This is a genomic window from Streptomyces sp. NPDC043726 (assembly GCF_056436565.1).
In genome coordinates this window covers 51,850-74,341 of sequence record NZ_JBWKCI010000004.1, presented here as the reverse complement: position 1 = coordinate 74,341, position 22,492 = coordinate 51,850, and the positions used below count along the sequence as shown (strand labels likewise).

The following is a 22,492-nucleotide window of genomic DNA, read 5'->3' as shown; positions in this document are numbered from 1 at the left end:
GCTCCGGACTCCGGGACGACGAGGAGGCGGACGTGGCACGCGGAGGTCAGGGACTGGCTCGGGTGGCCGTCGTCGTAAGGGCCGGAGCGGCACCGATGTGGTGGCTCGGGGTGTTCGCGGCCGGGACCGGTGTCCTGGTGCCCGGGCTGACGGGGCGTCGGATCGGCGTCCTGGCGGGCGCGGCGCTGTTCATCGTCACGACGGCGGTCGTGGCGTACCGGCGGCGCCGGCGGTACGTCGCCCTCATGGCCGGGGCGGCCCGCGCGGGCAAGCACGATGTGCTCCAGGACCGGGCGGTGACCGTGCGCAACTGGCGCCGGGGGCACCGCTGGTGGCTGCTGCTCGCCTTCGCCGCCGCGCTCGGCAGCGCGTTCGCGGTGCCTGCCGCGGGCGGCATGCTGCTCGCCGGTGCGGGCGCCGGACTGTGGCTGAAGTCCGGCTGGATCGGGCGGCGCGAACGGTCCGGGGACGCGCTGCTGTGGGTGCGCGTGGACTGGCTCTCGGCGCGCGGCGGACGGCCGGCCGGGAAGGCGGCCAAGGCCTACCGCGGCACCGGGATCGCGGCGGGCGACGCGGCCCCGGGCGGGGCGCGCCGCCGCGCCGACGTGCTGGTCTAGCCCCGGTCGGTCAGACCTCCAGGTCCTGCTCGATCTTCCGCAACTGGTGCCTGGCCATGGCCAGGTTGGCGCGCTTGGCGTCGAGCACCAGGTACATGAACAGGCCGTTGCCGCCGCGCCCGCCGATCAGCCGGATCAGGTGAAACTGGTCGGACAGGGTGATCAGGATGTCCTCGATCTCGCCTTTGAGACCGAGGTGTTCCATCGTGCGCATCTTGGCGCGCACGACATCGGTGTTGCCGGCGGCGGCGACGCCCAGGTCGAAGTTCTTGCCGCCTCCCAGGGTGCCCAGGGCCATGCCACTGGTGTAGTCGACGAGCGCGACTCCGGTCGCGCCCTCGATCGAGGTCAGCGCCTCTTTCAGCGAGGTCTCGGTGTTGGCCATCGGTGGTTTCCTCTCAACTCTCGTTGTTCGTACTGGGTTTGGTCGTGGCCGCGGTGCGCTGGGCGCGCGGGGTCCTGGTCCGCGCGACCGCGGGGGACCTGACGGGCGCGCGGACCCTGCCCTCGTCCGCCGCCCCGTCGACCAGCTCCCCGATCCGGGTGGCCGCCCGGCGGCCCTCCAGATGGAGACGGCCGACGCTGACGTCGTCCCGGGCGAGCAGGGTCAGCACGGCGCCCTGGCCCGCGGCGTACGTCGCCACATAGCCGTCCCGGCCGCGCACGAGGAGCTCGCGCAGCTCACCGCGGCCGGTGACGTCCGTCAGCCGTACCGCGACGCCCAGCGCGGCGGCGGTGAGCGCGGCCACGCCCTCCGGTTCGACGCCGGGGGTGTCCTCGGCGACGACCAGGCCGTCGACGCTGGCCGCGAGGGAGCCGGTCAGCTGGGGGATGCGGGCTCTGAGCCGGTGGAGCTCGTCGAGAATCGGCGCCTCGGCGGCCATCAGGTTTCTCCTCTGTCGGTCCTGTCGGTCAAAGGGCCTCCAGCGCATCCCGGACTCTCTTCAGCAGGGCGACGTCGGGGTCGTCGGGCGCGAGCCGCTCCGTGGGGGCGGGCCGGGTCGGGGACCAGGGCGGGGGCTCGGGCCGGGTGGGCGGCGGGACCGGGGGCCGGGCGCGGCTCGGGAGTCCGGGCCGGGTCGGGTCCGGCTCCGGTCCGGAGTGCTCGTGCTGCTCCGGGGCCGGATGTCCGGCCGGATCCCCGGACCAAGGGGCCGGTTCCGGTCTCGTGGGCTCGGTGCCGGCGGGCGCGGAGTCGGGGTCGTGCTCCGGTGCGCGCGGGGCCAGGACTCCCGCTGCCGCGAGGCGCCGTATGTCCACCAGGGTGTGGAAGGCCGGGCGGCCCAGGGCTCGCGCTATGTCCGTCGCCGTGCGGACGCCGTCCAGCAGGGAGACGACCGCGCGCTGCCGGGCGGTGAGCGCCGGGAGCCGGGGCGGGTCGGCACGGGCCAGGGGCGCGCTGTCGGTGCCGGGGTCGGGCCAGATGCGGTCCAGCAGGTCGCGGCGGCGCAGGGTCTCGCGCTCCACGGCGGCCACCGGCACCGGGTGCACGGGTCCGAGCCAGTGCCCGGTGCCGTAGCGGAAGCGGCCGGGGGTGCTGCTGGGCGCGAGCGCGAAGTAGGCGGCGTCGTACAGGGCGCCCAGGTGGCACAGCTCCAGGGTGCCGGAGGCGAGACGGCCGCTGTCGACGAGGAGGCGGGCGGCGCCCAGCCGGTCGTCGGCCCGGTCTACGGCGTCCTGCCAGGCGGCGGTGGAGAGGGTGCCGTGCGCGGTGAGCAGGACGTCGAGGCCGGGGGCGGCCGGGCTCTCGGCGTGCACCACCCGGCCCTCGGCCAGGTACAGCGCGCCCCGCTCGCGCTGGAGCACGCCGGTGGCCCGCTCCGCGGCGAGCCGGCTCAGCATCGGCGACAGCCCGCGCGTCACCCGCTCCCCGGCCGTGCTCCGGTCGCGCACCGGCAGTCGCGGCAGTCCGGCCGGGGTGGCCCGCAGCGCGGTCATCCCAGCACCAGCCGTCCGGCCAGCTCGCCGAGCCGGATCCGGGCCAGCGCGAGATTGCCCTCCTCGCGGCCCAGCCACAGATGCAGGAACACGCTGCTGTCGAACGACGTCCACACGAAGCGCAGCACGTGATAGCTGTCGCGGTTGCTGAGGATCAGATCCTCGACCGGCAGCTCCTCCGCGCCGACGCCCTCGTCACCGGGCGCGAACGCCCGGTGCTCCGCGGCCAGCCGGGCCAGCTCCGCGGCCTCCGCCGCGCTGGCCTCCGGATCGCCGCCCGGGGACTCGCCTACCGTGCCCAGGGCCAGCCCGCTGGTCCAGTCGACCAGAGCGGCGCCCCTGGCTCCGGGCAGCCGCATGGCCTCCAGCAGACACTCGTCGATTCCGGGCACCGTGCTTCCCCTCCCGCCTCGGGGTTCGGCTGAGTAACGCCGAAACTACGCAACGTGTGGGCGACGGGTGAGGGTTCTGGCATTTTCCGGTGGAACATGCGGCGGATGGCTAAAGTGGGTCAACTGGCCACGTGCTCGCAGCCGGTTGATTCCGATGAACCGCGGAGCCGCCGGAGTGCGTCAAGGGTGCTCGGGTGCCCGGAGGGTGGTGAGCGCGGACGCGTGCGCCCCTCCGGATTCGGCCACGATCGCGTCCACGCTCTGCGGCTCCCGCACCGTCGCGAAGGCGACACCGCCGGACGCGCCCGGCGCGAAGCCGTAGATGCCGGGCCGGGCCAGGGAGTTGTAGGCGTAGTGGTGCGCGAAGTAGTACGCGCCCGTGTCCAGCGCGGCCACCAGGTCCCCCTGCTCCAGCAGGGGCAGCGCCCGCGCCTCGGCCAGGAGGTCCCCCGCGAAGCAGGCGGGACCGGCCACGTCCTGCACCACCTCGGCGCCCGTTTTCGGCCGCCCCTTCGGGTCGTACGCGGCGATCCGCAGCGGCCAGGCCCCCGGCGCGTACACCGTGCGCGTCGCCACCTGCACGCCCGCGTGCGTCACCGCCACCGGCCGGCCGCCCGCGCTCTTGGCGTACTCCACCCGTGCCAGCACCGTCCCGTGCTTGGCCAGCAGTGAGCGCCCGAACTCGGTCACCAGACCGTAGCGGCCGTCGAACAGCCCCGGTACCGCCTCGCTCAGCAGTCGTGCGTACTGCGCGTACGTCGGCGTCATGGCGTCCGAGGCGAAGTTGACCGGCAGCCCGCCGCCGATGTCGATCGTGTCGATCTGGCGCCGCCCGATCCGGGCGTTGATCTCCTCCGCGAGCGCGTACGTCTCCGCGACGCCCCGCGCCATCAGCGACAGCGGGACGCCCTGGGAGCCGGTGTGCGCGTGCAGCCGGGTCAGCCACGGCCGGTCCAGATACGCCCGCACGACCCACTCGCGCGCCCCCTCGTCGCGCAGCGCCACCCCGAACTTCGAGGTCGCCGTCGCCGTCGACAGCGCCTCGATGGCACCGGCGCCCACCTGCGGATTGACCCGGACGCCGAGCGGAGAGCGGCTCGGGGCCGACCTCATCAGGGCGTCGATCCGGTCCAGCTCCTGCGGATTGTCGGCGTTGACGGCGATCCCGAGGGCCAGCGCCTCGCGCAGCTCGGCGGGCGTCTTCGCGGGCGAGTCCAGGACCGTACACTCCGGCGGCAGCCCCGCCGCGCGCGCCAGCGCCAGCTCGCCCGGGCTCGCCACCTCCGCGCCGATCCCCGCCTCGTGCAGCAGCCGCAACACCGGCACCAGCGGGGTCGCCTTGACCGCGAAGGCGTGCAGCACCGGGGTGTCAGGCGCGGTGACCGCCCTGAACGCCGACCGCAGGGCCGCCGCCGACTCCCGGATGCCGGTCACGTCGAGCAGGCCCACGATGGGGGAGTCCGGGCTCAGCAGCCCCTGCTCCACGGCGGCCCGCACCGCCTCGTCCCGGCGCGCCCCGTGCTCGTGCTCGCCCGTCCCGCCGTCCTTGACCCTGTCCACCGCAGCCCCCGTCGCGTCGTTCCCCGGGACCGCCTGCCCCGGGACCACGTATCCAGACAAACATCCGCGACGCGCCCGCGCTGGCGCACGAACGTATTGACTAGCTCTATTCAGAACGCCAGGATGTGAATAACGGCAGCAACAATCCGGCAGCACCATCCGCAAGGAGGCAGACCATGTCAGGACCCCGCCCCGTACGAGCGCCGCGCGGTACGGAACTGAGCGCCCTGGGATGGCAGCAGGAGGCCGCCCTGCGGATGCTGCAGAACAACCTGGACCCCGAGGTCGCCGAGCACCCCGACAAGCTCGTCGTCTACGGCGGCACCGGCAAGGCCGCCCGGGACTGGCGCTCCTTCGACGCGATGGTCCGCACGCTGCGGACCCTGAAGCAGGACGAGACCATGCTCGTCCAGTCCGGCCGCCCGGTCGGCGTCATGCAGACCCACGAGTGGGCCCCGCGCGTCCTCATCGCAAACTCCAACCTCGTCGGCGACTGGGCCAACTGGGAGGAGTTCCGCCGCCTGGAGCAGCTCGGCCTGACCATGTACGGCCAGATGACGGCCGGATCCTGGATCTACATCGGCACCCAGGGCATCCTGCAGGGCACCTACGAGACCTTCGCCGCGGTCGCCGCGAAGAAGTTCGGCGGCACCCTCGCGGGCACGATCACCCTCACCGCGGGCCTCGGCGGCATGGGCGGCGCCCAGCCGCTCGCCGTCACCATGAACGACGGCGTCGCGATCTGTGTCGACGTCGACCCCCGCGCCATCGAGCGCCGCATCGAGCACCGCTACCTGGACGTCCGCGCCGACTCCCTGGAACACGCCCTCCAGCTCGCCGTCGAGGCCCGGGACGCCCGCCGCCCGCTCTCCATCGGCCTGCTCGGCAACGCGGCGGAGCTGCTGCCGCGGATGCTCGCCGAGGGCGCCCCCATCGACATCGTCACCGACCAGACATCGGCCCACGACCCGCTGTCGTACCTGCCCGTCGGCGTCGACTTCGACGACATGGCCTCCTACGCGGCGAAGGACCCGGCCGGCTTCACCACCCGCGCGCGGGAGTCCATGGCGCGGCACGTCGAGGCGATGGTCGGCTTCATGGACGCCGGCGCCGAGGTCTTCGACTACGGCAACTCCATCCGCGGCGAGGCACAGCTCGCCGGGTACGACCGGGCGTTCGCCTTCCCCGGCTTCGTCCCCGCCTACATCCGCCCGCTGTTCTGCGAGGGCAAGGGCCCCTTCCGGTGGGCCGCGCTCTCCGGCGAGGCCTCCGACATCGCCAAGACGGACAAGGCGATCCTGGAGCTGTTCCCGGAGAACGAGTCCCTGCACCGCTGGATCAAGATGGCCGGCGAGCGCGTCCACTTCCAGGGTCTGCCCGCGCGGATCTGCTGGCTCGGCTACGGCGAGCGGGACAAGGCCGGCGAGCGGTTCAACGACATGGTCGCCTCCGGTGAGCTGGCGGCACCCCTCGCCATCGGCCGCGACCACCTCGACTGCGGTTCCGTCGCCTCCCCCTACCGCGAGACGGAGGCCATGCTCGACGGCTCCGACGCGATCGCGGACTGGCCGCTGCTGAACGCCATGGTCAACGTGGCCTCCGGCGCGTCCTGGGTCTCCCTCCACCACGGAGGCGGGGTCGGCATGGGGCGGTCCATCCACGCCGGGCAGGTGACGGTGGCGGACGGCACGAAGCTGGGCGGCGAGAAGATCCGGCGCGTGCTGACGAACGACCCGGGCATGGGCGTCATCCGGCACGTGGACGCGGGCTACGACATCGCCGAGTCCGTGGCGGACGACAAGGGTGTGCGGGTGCCGATGCGCGAGGGTGACCCGGCGTGACGCAAAGCGGCAACTCTCCGGTGGGGGCGGGCGTCTCAGCGACTGCCGGGCCCGCCCCTTCCTTCCAGGACATGTGGCGCGAGCTGCTCCCCATCGGCCGGCACCCCGACTCCCGCGGGTACCGCCGGTTCGCCTGGACCGGGGCCGACGGTGAGTGCCGGGCCTGGTTCAGGGCGCAGGCCGAGGCGCGCGGGCTGGTCTACGAGGTCGACCGCAACGGCAACCAGTGGGCCTGGCTCGGGGACCCGACCGCCGGGGACGCCGTCGTCACCGGCTCGCACCTCGACTCCGTGCCCGACGGCGGCGCCTTCGACGGCCCCCTCGGCGTCGTGTCCTCCTTCGCCGCCCTGGACGAACTGCGCCGCCGGAACGCGCGGTTCACCAAGCCCCTCGCCCTGGTCAACTTCGGTGACGAGGAAGGCGCCCGGTTCGGGCTCGCCTGCGTCGGGTCGCGGCTCACCGCGGGACAGCTCACCGTCGAGAACGCCCACCGGCTGACCGACGGCGACGGGGTCAGCCTGCCCCGGGCCATGGAGGCCGCCGGGTACGACCCCGACGCCATCGGGCCGGACCCCGAGCGGCTGTCCCGGATCGGCGCCTTCGTCGAGCTGCATGTCGAGCAGGGCCGCGCGCTGGACCTCTCCGGCGACCGGGTCGGCATCGCCAGCGCGATCTGGCCGCACGGCCGATGGCGGTTCGACTTCCGGGGCGAGGCCAACCACGCCGGGACCACCCGGCTCGTGGACCGCCGCGACCCGATGCTGTCGTACGCCGAGACCGTGCTCGCCGCCCGCCGGGAGGCCGAACTCGCCGGTGCCGTCGCCACCTTCGGCAAGATCTCCGTCGAGCCGAACGGCGTCAACGCCATCCCCTCCCTCGTCCGCGGCTGGCTCGACTCCCGCGCCGAGGACCAGGCCGCCCTCGACCAGGTGGTCGGCGGCATCCGGAAGGCCGCGGCGGAGTACGCGGCGGCGCACGGCATCGACCTCGACGTCGTCCGGGAGTCCTTCACCCCGGTCGTCGAGTTCGACCACGCCCTGCGCGACGAACTGGCCCGCATCCTCGGCACGGACACCGGCCTGACCGTCCCCGTCCTCGGCACCGGCGCCGGACACGACGCCGGAATCCTGTCCGGGACGATCCCGACCGCCATGCTGTTCGTGCGCAACCCCACCGGCGTCTCGCACTCCCCGGCCGAGTTCGCCGCCGAGGACGACTGCGTGGCCGGAGTCCTCGCCCTCGCCGACGTACTGGAAGGACTGGCCTGCACGTGACGCAGACGTACTGGCTGGAGCACGCCTGGCTCGACACCCACGTCGAGCCGGGCGTGGCCGTGGACATCGCGGGCGGCCGCATCACCGCCGTCCGCACCGACACCGAGAAGCCGCCCCCCGGCGCCGAGATCCTGCGCGGTCTCACCCTCCCCGGGCTCGCCAACGCCCACAGCCACGCCTTCCACCGCGCCCTGCGCGGCACCGTCCAGGTCGGCAGCGGCACCTTCTGGACCTGGCGCGAGGTCATGTACGCCACGGCGGACCGGCTGACCCCCGAGACCTACCACGCCCTCGCGCGGGCCGTGTACGCCGAGATGGCGCTCGCCGGCATCACCGCCGTCGGCGAGTTCCACTATCTGCACCACGCCCCCGGCGGCACCCCCTACGCCGACCCCAACGCCATGGGCGAGGCCCTGATCGCGGCCGCCGCCGACGCCGGGATCCGGATCACCCTCCTGGACACCGCCTACCTCTCCGCCGGCTTCGGACAGCCGCCCGACACCCACCAGCTCCGCTTCTCCGACCGGACCGCCGAAGCCTGGGCCGCACGCTGTTCAGTTCTCAAGGAACGGGATCACGCGCGGATCGGGGCGGCCGTCCACTCCGTACGGGCCGTGCCCGCCGACCAGTTGGCGACCGTGGCCCGCTGGGCCGAGGAGCGGCGGGCCCCGCTGCATGTGCACCTGTCGGAGCAGACCGCCGAGAACGACGCCTGCCGCACGGCCCACGGCTGCACGCCCACCCAGCTGCTCGCCGAGCACGGGGTCCTCGGGCCCCGCACCACCGGCGTCCACAACACCCACCTCACCGACGAGGACATCGCCCTGATCGGCGGCAGCGGCACCGGCACCTGCATGTGCCCGACGACGGAACGGGACCTCGCGGACGGCATCGGACCCGCGGTCGCCCTCCAGCGGCAGGGCTCCCCGCTCTCCCTCGGCTCCGACAGCCACGCCGTCATCGACCTGCTCGAAGAGGCCCGCGCGATGGAGCTCAACGAGCGGCTGCGCACCCGCACCCGCGGCCACTGGACCGCCGCCGCCCTGCTCCGGGCCGCCTCCGCCGACGGCCACGCGGCCCTCGGCTGGGACCGGGCGGGCACCCTCGAGTCCGGCGCGCTCGCCGACCTGACGACGATCGCGCTCGACTCGGTCAGAACGGCGGGGCCGCTGCCCAGGCTCGGCGCCGAGACGGCCGTATTCGCCGCGACGGCAGCGGACGTACGGCACACGATCGTCGGAGGCCGGCACGTCGTGCGCGACGGGGCCCACACGCTCGTACCCGATGTGCCCGAGGCCCTGGCGCGGGCCGTCGAAGCCCTCCGCGCCTGACGACCACCCACGAGGACGCCATGAGCAGCACCGTCATCACCAACATCGCCACGCTCGTCACCAACGACCCCTCCCTCGGCGACAACTCCCCCCTCGGTCTGATCCAGGACGCGGCCGTCGTCATCGACGGCGACCGCGTCGCGTGGACCGGTGAATCAAGCAAAGCACCCGCCACTGACAACCGGGTCGACGCGGGCGGTCGGGCGGTCCTGCCGGGCTTCGTGGACTCCCACTCCCACCTGGTCTTCGCGGGCGACCGGACGCAGGAGTTCAACGCCCGGATGTCCGGGCGGGCGTACAGCGCGGGCGGCATCCGGACCACGGTCGCCGCGACCCGGGCGGCCACGGACGCCGAGCTGGAGGCGGGCCTGACCCGCTACCTCGCCGAGGCCCTGCGCCAGGGCACCACGACCTTCGAGACGAAGTCCGGCTACGGCCTGACCGTCGAGGACGAGGCCCGCGCCCTGCGCATCGCCGCCGCCCACACCGACGAGGTCACCTACCTCGGCGCCCACATCGTCTCCCCGGACTACGCCGACGACCCGGCCGGCTACGTCGCCCTCGTCACCGGCGCGATGCTCGACGCCTGCGCCCCGTACGCCCGCTGGATCGACGTCTTCTGCGAGAAGGGCGCCTTCGACGGCGACCAGGCCCGCGCGATCCTGACGGCGGGCAAGGCCAAGGGGCTGCACCCCCGCGTCCACGCCAACCAGCTCTCCTACGGCCCCGGCGTCCAGCTCGCCGTCGAGCTGGACGCGGCCAGCGCCGACCACTGCACCCACCTCACGGACGCCGACGTGGACGCGCTGGCCGGCGGCAACACCGTCGCCACCCTGCTGCCCGGCGCCGAGTTCTCCACCCGCGCCGAATGGCCGAACGCGCGCCGTCTCCTCGACGCGGGCGTCACCGTCGCCCTGTCCACCGACTGCAACCCGGGTTCGTCCTTCACCTCGTCGGTGCCGTTCTGCATCGCCCTCGCGGTACGGGACATGGGGATGACCCCGGACGAGGCGGTCTGGTCGGCCACGGCGGGCGGCGCGGCGGCCCTGCGCCGCGACGACATCGGCCGGATCACCCCGGGCGCCCGCGCCGACCTCACCCTCCTCGACGCCCCGAGCCACGTTCACCTGGCCTACCGCCCCGGTGTACCGCTGGTCAGCGGGGTGTGGCGGAAGGGCGTACGCCAGTCCTGATCATCCGGCCCGCCACCGCTGCCGCGCCTGCCCCGCCTCCGCGACCAGGGACACCGAGCCGCCCCCGGACGGGGCCACGGCGTGGTCCGGGGCGATGCCCGGCCGGATGACCCCGCGCGCGTCGACCGCGAACCGCAGGTTCGGGCTCCGCTCGATCGCGGAGCAGTCCCAGATGCCGACGCCCCGCTCCACGGATCCCCGGCTGTCCAGGCAGTAGTAGGGGTCCTCGTACGACTGCACGACACCGCGCCCTGCGTCGACCCGCCACAGCTGGGTGCGGGAGGAGTCGCAGGGGGCGGCGACGACGTCCGTGCCGTTGTCCATGTCCCCGTCGCGGATGTCCAGGCACAGCCCGTCGGCGACGTTCACCACGCGCGCGTACGACGGTCCCGGCGGCCGGTACGTCGGCGTGGGCGTCGCACTCGGCGTCCTCGACGGCGTCGGCGACGAACTCCGCGTGGGGGACGGCGACTTCGCCGTCCGGGACGGTGAGGGCGAGGTCGCGGCAGTCGCCGACACCGTCGCCGTCACGGTCACCGGGGGTGCGCTCGTCGGGCTGCTCACCGCGCTCACCGGATCCTGGCCGTCCGTCGTGGATCCGCCCCGGGCGAGCAGGAAGACCAGCAGCGGCGCCAGGGCCACCCCCAGCGCCGCAGACATCAGCGCGTACCGCCGGGACAGCGGCCAGCCGGTGCCTGCCGTGGCCCTGGGCTCCGCGTCCCCGGGCGCCGGGTCGTCCAGGACGTACGCCGTGCCCGCCCACGGCAGCAGGCCCTCGCCGAGGGTCCTGCGGGGGTCGTCGCGCAGGGCGGAGAGTTCCTCGCAGGCGACCGTGCAGGTCGCGCAGCGGGCCATGTGGGCGTGCAGATCGGTGCTCCCGCGCGGGCTGTCCGGCCGTACCGACTCCTCGATCAGCCGGTGGAAGTCGCGGCAGTCGGGGTCGGCGGAGGCGGCCAGGCGGGCGCGCAGACAGGCGCGGCCGAGCTGGTGGAGCGCGGCGCTCGTGCCGTGGGTCACGTCCTCGCGGGTGAGGCCCACGAGGCCGGCCGTACGCTCGTCCGGTTCGCGCTCCACCACGGCGTACCAGAGCACGCCCTGCGCGCGGGCGGGCAGCGACTGGAACGCGCCGAGCATGGGCGGCACGGGTCCTGACGGGCCCGCCGCGTTGAGCACGAGCAGCAGCCCGGGGTCGAGACCCGCCGCGCGCTCGTCGGCGGCCCAGGACGCGGCGAGGCGCCCGGTGAGCAGCAGCAGCCGGTGCCGCCAGGGCCCGCCGGGGTCGATGCCGCGGGCCGTCTCGCGGGCCGCGAGGGTGAAGACCTGTCCCGCGAGCTGCCGGGCCACGGAGTCGCTCGTGGTGCACAGCCGGGCGTACGCCACCACGGCGGGCCGGTGCCGGGCGCGCAGCTCCTGGAGCGCGGTGTACGCGGTGGTGGAGTCGGCCCGCATCAGCTCGGTCAGCCGTGCGTCAGTCTCGTCGGCCCACGCCACCATCCACTGCCTCCTCGCAGCCCACACCTACCGGCGGGTATGACGGCACATAGTGGTGGACGGCAAGTCCGGGGGAAAGTGTTTCCGTGGGTAACTCACAGCGGGCGCACAGAAAGAGACGGCGGGTGGGCGGAGACACCCGGACGGCCCGGCTCCCTCGCGGGAACCGGGCCGTGGGACACGTGCTCAGGGCATCCTTCGACGGTCATCCTTCGACGGCAATTCATCGACCGCCAGTCCTCGACCGTCACTCCTCGATGGTCAGCCCCTTGCGCAGCCTCACCAGCGTCCGGGAGAGCAGCCGCGAGACATGCATCTGGGAGATGCCCAGCTCCTCGCCGATCTCCGACTGGGTCATGCCGGCGACGAACCGGAGCGAGAGGATCTGCCGGTCCCGGGGCGGGAGTTCGGCGATCAGCGGCTTCAACGACTCGACGTACTCGATGCCTTCGAGTCCGTGGTCCTCGTAGCCGATCCGGTCGGCCAGCGCTCCCTCGGCGTCGTCGTCCTCCGGCTGGGCGTCCAGCGAGGAGGCGGTGTAGGCGTTCGAAGCGGCCATGCCCTCGACGACCTCGTCGTTGGAGATCCCGAGGCGCTCGGCGAGCTCGGCCACCGTCGGGGCGCGGTCGAGCTTCTGGGCCAGTTCGTCGCCCGCCTTGGCCAGGTCCAGGCGGAGTTCCTGGAGCCGGCGCGGCACGCGCACGGACCAGGAGGTGTCACGGAAGAAGCGCTTGATCTCGCCCACGATGGTGGGCATCGCGAAAGTGGGGAACTCGACTCCGCGGCTGAGCTCGAAGCGGTCGATCGCCTTGATCAGGCCGATGGTGCCGACCTGGACGATGTCCTCCATGGGCTCGCTGCGCGAGCGGAAGCGGGAGGCGGCGAACTTGACCAGCGCGAGGTTGAGTTCGACGAGCGTGTTGCGGACGTACGAGTACTCGTGGGTCCCTTCCTCCAGCGACTCCAGCCGCGCGAAGAGGGTCTTGGACAGGGCCCGTGCGTCCACCGGGCCCACCTCGTCGTAAGGCGGGATCTCCGGAAGTCCGGCGAGTACGTCGTCCTGCTCGATGGGAGCCAGATGTTCCGGGGGGTTTGTCGACGTCGCTTCGTCGGTATGCGAGGCGTCGAGCCGGGGTGACATGATGTCCTCCATCGTTCTCGGCAAATACGGCTGCCGAAGCCTGTGCGTGCACTGCGGTGTGCGGCGCCTCCAAAGCCGGCCGTGTCGGTTACGTGTCTCTACTAGCCCTACCCGTTTTTCGCAGCACATCGCAAGTGCGTTCTGTGGCGAAATGTCCGTTTGCGGGTGGATGTTCGGGTATCGAAGGGCGGAGGGAAGGCGTAATGTTCGGGGGCGTCAGTCAGCAGCCACGACGTCAGGAGTGAGAGACGGCATGGACCGCGGGACAGTCGGCAGCACACAGTCTGGCCGACTTCTGGTGGAGGTGCGGGAAGAGGGCTCCAGTGCCGTCGTGACCCCCGTAGGTGAGTTGGATCACCACACCGCCGATTTGTTGCGTGAGCCACTCGAGGACTGCCTCGAGAAGGGGTTCAGTCGGCTGGTCGTCGATTGCGCACGGCTCGACTTCTGTGACTCCACAGGGCTCAATGTTCTGCTCGGTGCCCGGCTGAAGGCCGAGGCCGCGGGCGGCGCCGTGCACCTCGCCGCGATGCAGCCAGTGGTCGCACGGGTGTTCGAGATCACCGGGGCCGACGCGGTATTCGTCGTCCACGACAGCCTCGCGTCCGCCCTGGCCGGAGAGGCCGACTGAGCCGGTCCGGCGGCCCGCGCGCCGCATCCGGTGCCCCCTGTGGAACGCCACTGTCCGGACGTCACGTGATTCGTGCCGAATACGGGGGTGTTCCACCGGTCCGCCCGGGCAGGAGTCATCCTGAGCATGTCGCTGTCGTGGCGGCACGGACCCCCGACCGGATCTGGGTACTGAGTGATCTTCTTCAAGTGTGAACTGGTGAATCGGTGAGGTGAAGCGCTGATGAGCACCACCCGGCCCTACTCGCCGGGCGACCGCGGCCCTGAGCCAGGCGGCGCTTCCGGGATGCCCGACGAGCCCTCCGGGCAGCCTGAGCCGGTGGCGGGTGGGCAGGTCCGCACCCTGAGCCTCGCCGGGGAGAGCGGCGTCGTGCCGCTGGCCCGCGACTTCACCCGTCAGGCGCTGTACGCCTGGGGCTGGCTGCCCGCGGCCGGAGCCGATCAGCGGGCCGCCGCGGAGGACGTGCTGCTGGTGGTGTCCGAGCTGGTCACCAACGCGTGCCTGCATGCGGAGGGCCCCGACCGGCTCCGGATCAGCTGCGACAACAAGGTGATCCGGCTGGAGATCTCCGACCGGGGTGCAGGCCAGCCCGCGCCCCGGACCCCGCACCGCGCGGGGCGTCCCGGCGGACACGGCATGTTCATCGTGCAGCGACTCTGCCTGGACTGGGGGGTCGTACGGACCCCCGGCGGCACGGGCAAGACGGTCTGGGCGGAGCTCGGCGCCCCCGCCTAGGGTCATCCCGGGTCACCAGCTCCACTCGAACCCCCTTTCGTGCGCGCCGGATCGTCACAACTCCGGCGCGTGACTTGTCTTCCCTCCTCTCGGCCCCGGGCGTACCTTGACGGCCCGATCTGATGTGCCGTCAGGAATCGAGAGGGAGCGGAACCGTGTCGTACCGGAAACGAACCGCGCTCGCGTCCGTCGCGGCCCTGGCCGGCTCGGCGGTGCTGATGGCCGCCCCCGCCGCCCGAGCCGAGGTCGTCGACGTCAACTACCAGTGCAAGACACCGATCGGTGACAAGAGCGCCGTCTCGCCCATCGACATCAAGGGCGTGCGGAGCGGCGATGGCTACAAGATCACCATGTCCTGGCAGAAGGGCGTCTCCTCCAGCCCGGTCGAGCTGGGCAAGGGGGCGATGAGCCCGAGCGCCACCATCAAGCTGGGCGGCGCCGACAGCGGCACCCTGACGGTGACCGGTCCGGCCAATCAGGAGGCCATCCCGGCCAACACCCCGATCAAGATCAACGACCTCACGGGGACCTACACCCCGAAGAAGTCCGGCGAGGTCACCTTCACCCCGGCCGTGCTCACCATCAAGGCGCTCGGCACGACGACGACGTGCACCCCGTCCAACAGTCCGGGCCCCGCGCTGACACTGGACGCGAAGGCGGCCGACGGCGGGGGCGGCACCCCGCAGAGCGGCTCGGACTCCGGCTCGGAATCCGGCTCGGGCTCCGGCTCGGATCTCCCGCAGACCGGCCCCGAGGACTCGGCCGTCGCCCTCGGCACCCTCGGCGGAACGGTCCTGCTCGCGGGGGCGGCCGGCGCCCTGTGGCTGACACGACGGAACCAGACGGTCCGCCGGTGAGGTGGCGGTGAAGCCGGGTGGTTGGCCGCCGAGGTGGGGCTGGAGCTGGATGGTCCGCCGCTGAGGTGGCGGTGGAGCCGGGCGGTTCGTTGCTGAGGGCGCGGTGCCACCGGACGTTTCGCCGCTGAGGGCGCGGCGCCGCCGGACGGTTGGCCGCCGAGGTGGCGGTAGAGCCGGACGGTTCGTCGCTGAGGGCGCGGTGCAGCCGGACGGTTCGCCGTTGAGGATTTCGTACGACCGTTGGAGCCGCCGATGTCGCCGACCTCCCGTGTTCTCGTCCCCGCCCTGCTGCTCCTGCTGGCGGCCGCCCCGCCCGCGGCCGCCGCGGGGGACTGGTCCGTCGCGCCCTCCGGCGGCGGGCGCCCCTCCTTCTACGCCGAGGGCGCGCCCGGGGCGGTCCTCCAGGACACGGTGTCGGTGACCAACCGCGGCGGCGACCCGGTCACCGTCCGGCTCTCCGCCACCGGCGCCGAGGTCGCCTTCGCCCGCTCCGCGATCCGCGTCCCGCCCCGTACCCGCGCCGACGTCCCCTTCACGGTCACCGTCCCCGGCGCCGACCGCTCCGCCGAGATCGTCGCCCGCGGCCCGGGGGGCGGCCCCCGCTCGGTGACCCTCCGACTGCGGGTCAGGATCCCGGAGTTGTCCGCCCTGACGGTCGAGCACCTGCGCGTCCGAGGCGACAGCATCACGTACGAGATCGTCAACCGCGGCACGACCACCCTCGTCCCGCGCCTCGCCGTTCGCGCCGACGGCCTCCTCGGCCCCCTCCTGGACCGTCCGGCCCGCACCCTCCCCGTCGAACTCCCCCCGGGCCACCGGGCGAAGCTCACCGAACCCTGGCCCGACCGCCCCGCCCTGGACGCGGCCGACGTCCGCCTCACGGTGACCGCCCAGGGAGGCGCGCGCGACACGGCACGGACCTCGGTGGGCCATGTGCCGTGGGCCCCGGTGGCGGGCGGCGCGGCCGTCGGCGCCGCGTTCCTCGTACGGCGTCACCGGCGCCGTGCACGACAAGTTCCCTCTGCGGAGGCCGAGTTGACGGGAGCCGTGCGGTGAACGGCAAAGTGCGGATCTCGGCGCTGCTCGCCCTGCTGCTCCTGGCGCTCGCGGTGGCGCCCGCCGGTGCCGCCGATCCGCCGACCGTGGAGACCTCCAAGTCCCAGGCGGGCACGGGTGGTTCGATCACCGTCACCGGGGAGGGCTGGCGGCCCCGCGCGCTGCTGATGATCCTGATCTGCGGGCAGTCGGTGCCCGCTTCGGGCGTGACCGGCGGCACCAACTCCTGTGCCAACGCCGACGGACGGGCCGTGACGACCGACGCCGAGGGCCGGTTCAGCCGGAAGCTGCCGGTGGCCGAACCGCCGGTGCCCTGCCCCTGTGTGGTGCACGTGGCCACGGTCCAGGGCGCGCGGGCCGAGGCCGACGCCGCCTTCCAGGTCGCCGGGCACGCCGTCGAGCCGCTGCCCGCGGACGCGTCCGGCGGACGCCTCTCCGTCCTCACCGACACCCGCCTCGACGGCTCCAGCGGCCTGCTCACCTGGTTCGGCGCCCCGCCCGCCCGGACCCTGGTGTTCACCGTCGGCAACGTCGGCACCGCGACCGTGAAGAACCCGCTGTTCCAAGTGGGCACCTCGCACGGGGTGTTCGCCCCCGAGTGGCAGGAACAGCAGTGGCGCGGCACGATCCGGCCGGGCGGCAAGGCCCGGATCGAACTGCCCGTCGAACTCGCCGCCGGCGCCCACGGCGACTACACCGTCTCGCTGAAGTACGGCGGGAAGGTGATGGCCGAGCAGCCCTGGGGCGTGGGCCGCCCCTGGGGCGTGACCCTGTTCTGGGTCCTGGTCTGCCTGGTCGTGCCGGCCGCGGTGTTCCGCGTCGGCATGGCGGTCGTGGACCGGGTACGGCCCCGCCCGCACGTCCGCCGGCGCGCCCCGCGCCCTCCCGGACTCGCCCTGCGCCTGCCGGGGCTGAAGCCTCGCGCACAGGCCAGGCATTCGGTTTCCTCGACTCTGCCGTGGTTCACCCCGGACGCCGATCCGGGGACGGCCGGCCGGTTCTCCGCACCGCACGACGACAGCCCGACGAGTCCTACGACTCCCACCAGGAAAGGACCCACGTGAGCAAGCGAAGGAGAGTCCCGCCGGTCGCCGCGGCGGTGCTGCTGCTCGGCCTGGCCGCGGGGCCGGCCGAGGCGGCGGAGGTGTCGTACGCGACCGAGTGCGTCCCGCCCGGCATCTCGGGGCTGCCGCCGGTCCAGGGCACGACGAAGGTGGAGATCACCGCGCCCGCCGCCGCGAAGGTCGGCGACGAGGTCGAGGTGGTGTGGACGTTCGTCCAGGCCGCCTCCAGGAATCCGGACCTGATCGACCTGCCCGCCGACTCCGTGCAGCCGAGCGGCACGCTGAAGGCGGCGGGCGCCCAGAGCACGGACCTCGCGATGCGGGGGCCGCGGGAGAACCCGGCGATCCCCAAGGGCGGCGACATGCTGCTGTCCGACATGAAGGGCACGCTGAAGCTGACGGCGCCCGGGGAGGTGACGCTGACGCCGGACGCGTACGCCATCAACGCCATGTCGACGGACACCAAGTGCGCGCCGACGGAGGCGGTGAAGCCGGCGGCGACGATCCAGGTGACTCCGGGGGACGGCGACCCCTCGACGCCGACGCCTACGAGCCCAGCGCCTACGAGCCCCGCGCCTACGACTCCGGCGCCCTCGCCCACGGCGACCCCCTCCGAGAGCGACGGCGGCGGTCAGACCGACTTCACCGGCAAGGAGGTCCAGGTCCCCTACGCCTGCAAGACCCCCATCGGCGACAAGAACGCGACCTCGCCGGTGCAGATCGACGCGAAGAGGGACGGCGGCGGCTTCGACCTGACCGTCCAGTTCAAGAAGTCGGTGATGGACAGCCCCGCCGACATCCCCAAGGACTCGGTGAAGCCGTCCATGGAGGTGGCCCTGGGCGGCGCCGACCAGGGCACGGTCCACGTCGAGGGCCCGGCCAACGCCGAGGCCATCAAGGCGGGCGAGCCGATCGAGATCCCCGACCTCAAGGGCACCTACAAGCCGGGCGCGAGCGGCGAGTCGACCCTCTCCCCGGGCGTGCTGACCATCGAGGCCCTGGGCACGACGACGACCTGCACCCCGGAGCGGACCGAGGTCTCCCTGACGCTGGACACGACCGAGCAGGAGGGCGGCGCGGCCGGCGGCTCGTCGGCCTCGGGCGGCTCCGCGTCCTCGGGCGGTACGACCCCGGACGGCGGCCTGGCGGAGACGGGCGCGGAGGACGACGGCACCCTGAAGGCGCTGGGCCTGGTGGCCGGGACGGCGGTGCTGCTGGGGGCGGCGATCTTCACGCTGCTGCCCCGCGGAAGGACCCGGTAGAAGCGACGGGGCCGCCGCGACCCGGTCGGATCGCAGCGGCCCCATCCGGCTCGGACCGGCGTCAGTTGACGCTGCCCATGAGCTCCTTGACGCGCTTGCGGTACATCCACACGGCGACACCCGCGACCACGGCGAGCGTGGCCTCGAGCGCCACCACACCCGTCTTGTTCAGGTCGACACCGCCGATGGACAGCAGACCCGTCGTGGCGTCACCGGCGGTGACCGCCAGGAACCACACACCCATCATCTGCGAGGCGTACTTCGCCGGCGCCATCTTCGTCGTCACCGACAGACCCACCGGCGACACCAGCAGCTCACCGACGGTCTGGACGAAGTAGATCGCCACCAGCCACATCGCGGCCGCCTTGTGACCGCCCTCGGCGATCGACAGCGGGGCGAGGAAGAGGAAGAAGGACGCGCCGACCAGGACCAGACCCGAGGCGAACTTCACGACCGTGCTGGGCTCCTTGCCGCGCCGGTTCAGCGCGAGCCAGAACCAGGCGAAGACCGGTGCCAGGGCCATGATCAGGACCGGGTTGACCGACTGGTACCAGGAGACCGGGAACTCCCAGCCGAGGACGGAGTTCTCGGCGGAGGAGTCGGCGAAGATCGACAGGGTCGAGCCGCCCTGGTCGTAGATCATCCAGAAGACGGCCGCGGCGACGAAGAACCAGATGTACGCGGACATCGACTTCTGCTCGGTGCGGTCCAGGTCCTTGTCGCGCTTTATGCGGACCAGGACCATCGTCGGGATGATCACGCCGAGCAGGGTCAGCGGAACCAGGATCCAGTTCAGCGTGTAGTTGCCGGAGAAGCCGACGATCGCGTAGAAGACCACGGCGATACCGGCCCAGATCGCGGCCTTGCGCAGGGTGGCGGACTTCTCCGCGGCGGACAGCGGCGTCGGGACGACGCTGGAGCGCTCGGAGAGGTTGCGGCTGCCGATCAGGAACTGGGCGAGGCCGAGCGCCATGCCGAGCGCGGCGAGCGCGAAGCCCAGGTGCCAGTTCACGCTCTCACCGATGGTGCCGATGATCAGCGGCGCGGCGAAGGCACCCAGGTTGATGCCCATGTAGAACACGGTGAAGCCACCGTCGCGGCGCGGGTCGTCCGGGCCGTCGTAGAGGTGGCCGACCATCGTGGAGATGTTGGCCTTCAGCAGACCCGAGCCGATCGCGACCAGGCCGAGACCGGCGAAGAAGGTGCCCGAGGAGGGCAGGGCCAGCGTGAGGTGGCCGAGCATGATCACCGCACCGGCGACCGCGACGGTCTTGCGCGGACCCCAGACGCGGTCGCCGAACCAGCCGCCGGGCATGGCGAGCAGGTACACGAGCGACACGTACACGGAGTAGATCGCTGTGGCCGTGGCCGCGTCGAGGTGGAGACCACCCGGCGCCACGAGGTAGAGCGGGAGCAGAGCCCTCATGCCGTAGTAGGAGAACCGCTCCCACATCTCGGTCATGAAGAGAGTGGCCAGTCCGCGGGGGTGGCCGAAGAAGGTCCGCTCGGAGCCGGGGGTGCCCGGGGTGACCGAGTCCTTCGTCAGGCTGGACGCCATGGTCGTTCCTTGCTGGTCGGGACGCGCGGCTGGAGCGTTGCGCGCCCGGTGGGGCGGCCGGCACCGGCACGGCCGGACCGTCCACCCCACGCCCAGGGGAATCCGCTCCGGGTCACGGAGCGGGGGACACCGACCACCGGGATCCACGCCTCTGCGCGCGACGATGCGCTACGAGGCCCGGCCACAGGTCATTCCTTTCGAGGCCGGCCGAAACCGGCCCGCACACAAAAGAGACCTTCAGCGTCGGATGCGTCGCGAAAGGTCCCAGCGGTGCTACAGGCGTTCAATCACCATACGGCAGGACAGTGCCTGAAATGGAAGGACTTGAGACGCGGATCACAGGTGTCGAGGGAACCGCACACCCCCATTCGAAGGTCATTACCAGGATCGCACCAGGTGACCAATGGTTCATACCAAAGTAAGAAGCCGGTAGGCGCGAGGTGAGAATCACTCGCCGCCATCCCGCCCCGGCTCTTGTCATGGGCGGACTACCATCAGCTCATGACCCGTGTACTGCTCGCCGAGGACGACGCGTCCATCTCGGAGCCGCTGGCCCGCGCACTGCGCCGGGAAGGGTACGAGGTCGAGGTGCGCGAGGACGGCCCCACCGCGCTCGAAGCCGGCATGAAGGGCGGCATCGACCTCGTGGTGCTGGACCTCGGGCTGCCCGGCATGGACGGCCTGGAGGTGGCCCGGCGGCTGCGGGCCGAGGGCCACAGCGTGCCGATCCTCATCCTGACCGCGCGGGCCGACGAGGTCGACACGGTCGTCGGGCTCGACGCGGGCGCCGACGACTACGTCACCAAGCCCTTCCGGCTCGCCGAGCTGCTCGCCCGGGTCCGGGCCCTGCTGCGGCGCGGCGCCGCTGAGCCGCAGCAGCCGCCGGCCACGCACGGGGTGCGCATCGACGTCGAGTCGCACCGCGCGTGGATGGGCGAGGAGGAGCTCCAGCTCACCGCCAAGGAGTTCGACCTGTTGCGGGTGCTGGTCCGGGACGCGGGCCGGGTGGTGACCCGGGACCAGCTGATGCGCGAGGTCTGGGACACCACCTGGTGGTCGTCCACCAAGACCCTCGACATGCACATCTCCTGGCTGCGCAAGAAGCTCGGCGACGACGCGGCGAACCCCAGGTACATCGCGACCGTGCGTGGCGTGGGCTTCCGTTTCGAGAAGAGCTGAGCGGGACCGGGAGAGCCGGACAGGTCGAGAAGAGCTGAGCGGGTCCGGGAGAGCCGGGCAGGTTCGAGAAAATGCCGAGTAAGCGAGTTCCATGCGCCGCCGACTGATCCAGTCCACCCTCGCCGTGGTGCTCGTCGTGATCGCCGTGTTCGGGGTCTCTCTGGTGATCGTGGAGACCCGCACGATCAGCAGCACCGCCCAGGAGCGGGTGGACTCCGAGGCGGTGCGGCTCGCGTCCATCGTGGACAGCAGGCTGATCGCGACCGGGGCCGTCACCGCGGACATGCTGCGCGACCAGGTGCCCAAGGACCGCTACGCGGTGATCCGGGTGCCCGGGGAGAAGCCCATCGCCATCGGCAGGAAGCCGACCGGCGACACCACCAGCTCCACCGCCAAGGGCGAGGAGGGCGAGACGGTCACCGTCCAGGAGCCCCGCTCGACGGTGACCCGTGAGGTCGGACGGACACTGCTGATCATCGGGGCGGTGGCGCTGCTGGCGGTGATCGCGGCGGTCCTGCTGGCCCTGCGCCAGGCGAACCGGCTGGCCTCGCCCCTGACGGACCTCGCCGAGACGGCGGAACGCCTCGGCTCCGGGGACCCGCGACCGCGCCACAAGCGCTACGGCGTCCAGGAGCTGGACCGGGTGGCCGACGTCCTGGACGCCAGCGCCGAGCGCATCGCGCGGATGCTGACGGCGGAACGCAGACTGGCGGCGGACGCCTCCCACCAGCTCCGCACGCCCCTGACCGCGCTGTCGATGCGGCTGGAGGAGATCACCCTCACCGACGACCCGGACACGGTGAAGGAGGAGGCGACGATCGCGCTGACGCAGGTGGAACGCCTGACGGACGTGGTGGAACGCCTCCTGACGAACTCCAGGGACCCGCGTACGGGCTCGGCGGTCACCTTCGACCTGGACGAGGTGATCCAGCAGCAGGTGGCGGAGTGGCGCCCGGCGTACCGCAGCGCGGGCAGGGCGATCGTCAGCTCCGGCAAGCGCAACCTCCAGGCGGTGGGGACGCCGGGGGCGGTGGCCCAGGTCCTGGCGGCGCTGATCGAGAACTCCCTGATGCACGGCGGCGGCACGGTGGCGCTGCGCACCCGCGTCACCGGCAACCAGGCCGTGATCGAGGTGACGGACGAGGGCGCGGGAGTCCCGGCCGACCTGGGGGCGCGCATCTTCGAACGGGCGATCAGCGGCCGCAACTCCACCGGCATCGGTCTGGCCGTGGCCCGCGACCTGGCGGAGGCGGACGGCGGCCGGCTGGAGATGCTCCAGGCCACGCCCCCGGTCTTCGGCCTGTTCCTGTCCCGCACCCCGGCGAAGCCGACGGGAGACGCGACCCCGACCGTGCGGTGACCCGTCCCGGAC

21 protein-coding genes are annotated in these 22,492 nt (G+C 72.7%); 13 read left to right on the top strand and 8 right to left on the bottom strand.

Annotated elements, in window-relative coordinates:
* Positions 1 to 32 precede the first annotated feature (32 nt).
* Positions 33 to 617: a hypothetical protein gene (locus AC068Z_RS12650; protein ID WP_478554610.1), complete on the top strand. Its 585-nt coding sequence runs from the start codon at positions 33 to 35 to the stop codon at positions 615 to 617.
* 10 nt (positions 618 to 627) lie between these two features.
* Here the strand turns inward: AC068Z_RS12650 and AC068Z_RS12645 are convergent, their stop codons facing one another.
* The 5 genes from AC068Z_RS12645 to AC068Z_RS12625 form a co-directional block, all read right to left on the bottom strand.
* Complete coding sequence (locus tag AC068Z_RS12645; RefSeq protein ID WP_478554609.1) at positions 628 to 1,002, bottom strand: roadblock/LC7 domain-containing protein; 375 nt, start codon at positions 1,000 to 1,002, stop codon at positions 628 to 630.
* A 13-nt stretch (positions 1,003 to 1,015) separates the two neighbouring features.
* Complete coding sequence (locus tag AC068Z_RS12640; RefSeq protein WP_478554608.1) at positions 1,016 to 1,501, bottom strand: roadblock/LC7 domain-containing protein; 486 nt, start codon at positions 1,499 to 1,501, stop codon at positions 1,016 to 1,018.
* Positions 1,502 to 1,529: 28 nt separating this feature from the next.
* On the bottom strand, positions 1,530 to 2,555 hold the full coding sequence (locus tag AC068Z_RS12635; protein WP_478554607.1) for a prolipoprotein diacylglyceryl transferase: 1,026 nt from the start codon (positions 2,553 to 2,555) through the stop codon (positions 1,530 to 1,532).
* Positions 2,552 to 2,947: a hypothetical protein gene (locus AC068Z_RS12630; RefSeq protein WP_451722165.1), complete on the bottom strand. Its 396-nt coding sequence runs from the start codon at positions 2,945 to 2,947 to the stop codon at positions 2,552 to 2,554. Before AC068Z_RS12630 ends, AC068Z_RS12635 begins: the two co-directional genes overlap by 4 nt.
* A gap of 180 nt (positions 2,948 to 3,127) precedes the next feature.
* On the bottom strand, positions 3,128 to 4,666 hold the full coding sequence (locus tag AC068Z_RS12625) for a type III PLP-dependent enzyme domain-containing protein (RefSeq protein WP_478555346.1): 1,539 nt from the start codon (positions 4,664 to 4,666) through the stop codon (positions 3,128 to 3,130).
* Positions 4,667 to 4,683: 17 nt separating this feature from the next.
* On the opposite strand from AC068Z_RS12625, the gene hutU reads away from it, so the two are divergent.
* The 4 genes from hutU (at position 4,684) to hutI (ending at position 10,146) form a co-directional block, all read left to right on the top strand.
* Positions 4,684 to 6,348, top strand: coding sequence for a urocanate hydratase (hutU, locus tag AC068Z_RS12620; RefSeq protein WP_478554606.1), 1,665 nt, complete (start codon positions 4,684 to 4,686; stop codon positions 6,346 to 6,348).
* A 71-nt stretch (positions 6,349 to 6,419) separates the two neighbouring features.
* Positions 6,420 to 7,622 (top strand): allantoate amidohydrolase, encoded by a 1,203-nt coding sequence (locus AC068Z_RS12615; protein ID WP_478554605.1) that lies wholly within the window; start codon positions 6,420 to 6,422, stop codon positions 7,620 to 7,622.
* The gene (locus AC068Z_RS12610) at positions 7,619 to 8,953 is read left to right on the top strand and encodes a formimidoylglutamate deiminase (protein WP_478554604.1); all 1,335 of its coding nucleotides are present in this window, start codon (positions 7,619 to 7,621) and stop codon (positions 8,951 to 8,953) included. Before AC068Z_RS12615 ends, AC068Z_RS12610 begins: the two co-directional genes overlap by 4 nt.
* Positions 8,954 to 8,973: 20 nt before the next feature.
* Entirely contained in the window at positions 8,974 to 10,146 is a 1,173-nt protein-coding gene (gene hutI / locus AC068Z_RS12605) for an imidazolonepropionase (protein WP_478554603.1), read from the top strand.
* Here hutI and AC068Z_RS12600 read toward each other — a convergent pair whose 3' ends face one another.
* Entirely contained in the window at positions 10,147 to 11,640 is a 1,494-nt protein-coding gene (locus AC068Z_RS12600) for a ricin-type beta-trefoil lectin domain protein (protein ID WP_478554602.1), read from the bottom strand. It lies immediately after the preceding gene.
* 244 nt (positions 11,641 to 11,884) lie between these two features.
* On the bottom strand, positions 11,885 to 12,790 hold the full coding sequence (locus tag AC068Z_RS12595) for an RNA polymerase sigma factor SigF (protein ID WP_478554601.1): 906 nt from the start codon (positions 12,788 to 12,790) through the stop codon (positions 11,885 to 11,887).
* 241 nt (positions 12,791 to 13,031) lie between these two features.
* Here AC068Z_RS12595 and AC068Z_RS12590 point away from each other — a divergent pair, with 241 nt between their 5' ends.
* The 6 genes from AC068Z_RS12590 to AC068Z_RS12565 all read left to right on the top strand — a co-directional run bounded on the left by AC068Z_RS12590 (position 13,032) and on the right by AC068Z_RS12565 (position 18,383).
* Positions 13,032 to 13,409, top strand: coding sequence for an STAS domain-containing protein (locus AC068Z_RS12590; RefSeq protein ID WP_478554600.1), 378 nt, complete (start codon positions 13,032 to 13,034; stop codon positions 13,407 to 13,409).
* A gap of 222 nt (positions 13,410 to 13,631) precedes the next feature.
* On the top strand, positions 13,632 to 14,144 hold the full coding sequence (locus AC068Z_RS12585; protein WP_478554599.1) for an ATP-binding protein: 513 nt from the start codon (positions 13,632 to 13,634) through the stop codon (positions 14,142 to 14,144).
* Between the two features lie 155 nt (positions 14,145 to 14,299).
* Entirely contained in the window at positions 14,300 to 15,001 is a 702-nt protein-coding gene (locus AC068Z_RS12580) for an LPXTG cell wall anchor domain-containing protein (protein ID WP_478554598.1), read from the top strand.
* Positions 15,002 to 15,253: 252 nt separating this feature from the next.
* On the top strand, positions 15,254 to 16,057 hold the full coding sequence (locus AC068Z_RS12575) for a COG1470 family protein (RefSeq protein ID WP_478554597.1): 804 nt from the start codon (positions 15,254 to 15,256) through the stop codon (positions 16,055 to 16,057).
* Complete coding sequence (locus AC068Z_RS12570) at positions 16,054 to 17,121, top strand: hypothetical protein (protein ID WP_478554596.1); 1,068 nt, start codon at positions 16,054 to 16,056, stop codon at positions 17,119 to 17,121. Before AC068Z_RS12575 ends, AC068Z_RS12570 begins: the two co-directional genes overlap by 4 nt.
* A complete protein-coding gene (locus AC068Z_RS12565) occupies positions 17,118 to 18,383 on the top strand; it encodes a hypothetical protein (RefSeq protein ID WP_478554595.1) in 1,266 nt (421 codons plus the stop codon). Before AC068Z_RS12570 ends, AC068Z_RS12565 begins: the two co-directional genes overlap by 4 nt.
* Before the next feature lie 61 nt (positions 18,384 to 18,444).
* Here the strand turns inward: AC068Z_RS12565 and AC068Z_RS12560 are convergent, their stop codons facing one another.
* Positions 18,445 to 19,941: an oligopeptide:H+ symporter gene (locus tag AC068Z_RS12560; RefSeq protein WP_478554594.1), complete on the bottom strand. Its 1,497-nt coding sequence runs from the start codon at positions 19,939 to 19,941 to the stop codon at positions 18,445 to 18,447.
* Between the two features lie 501 nt (positions 19,942 to 20,442).
* On the opposite strand from AC068Z_RS12560, the gene AC068Z_RS12555 reads away from it, so the two are divergent.
* Together AC068Z_RS12555 and AC068Z_RS12550 are read left to right on the top strand one after the other, a co-directional pair.
* Entirely contained in the window at positions 20,443 to 21,120 is a 678-nt protein-coding gene (locus AC068Z_RS12555; RefSeq protein ID WP_478554593.1) for a response regulator transcription factor, read from the top strand.
* A gap of 91 nt (positions 21,121 to 21,211) precedes the next feature.
* A complete protein-coding gene (locus AC068Z_RS12550) occupies positions 21,212 to 22,480 on the top strand; it encodes an ATP-binding protein (protein WP_478554592.1) in 1,269 nt (422 codons plus the stop codon).
* Positions 22,481 to 22,492 lie beyond the last annotated feature (12 nt).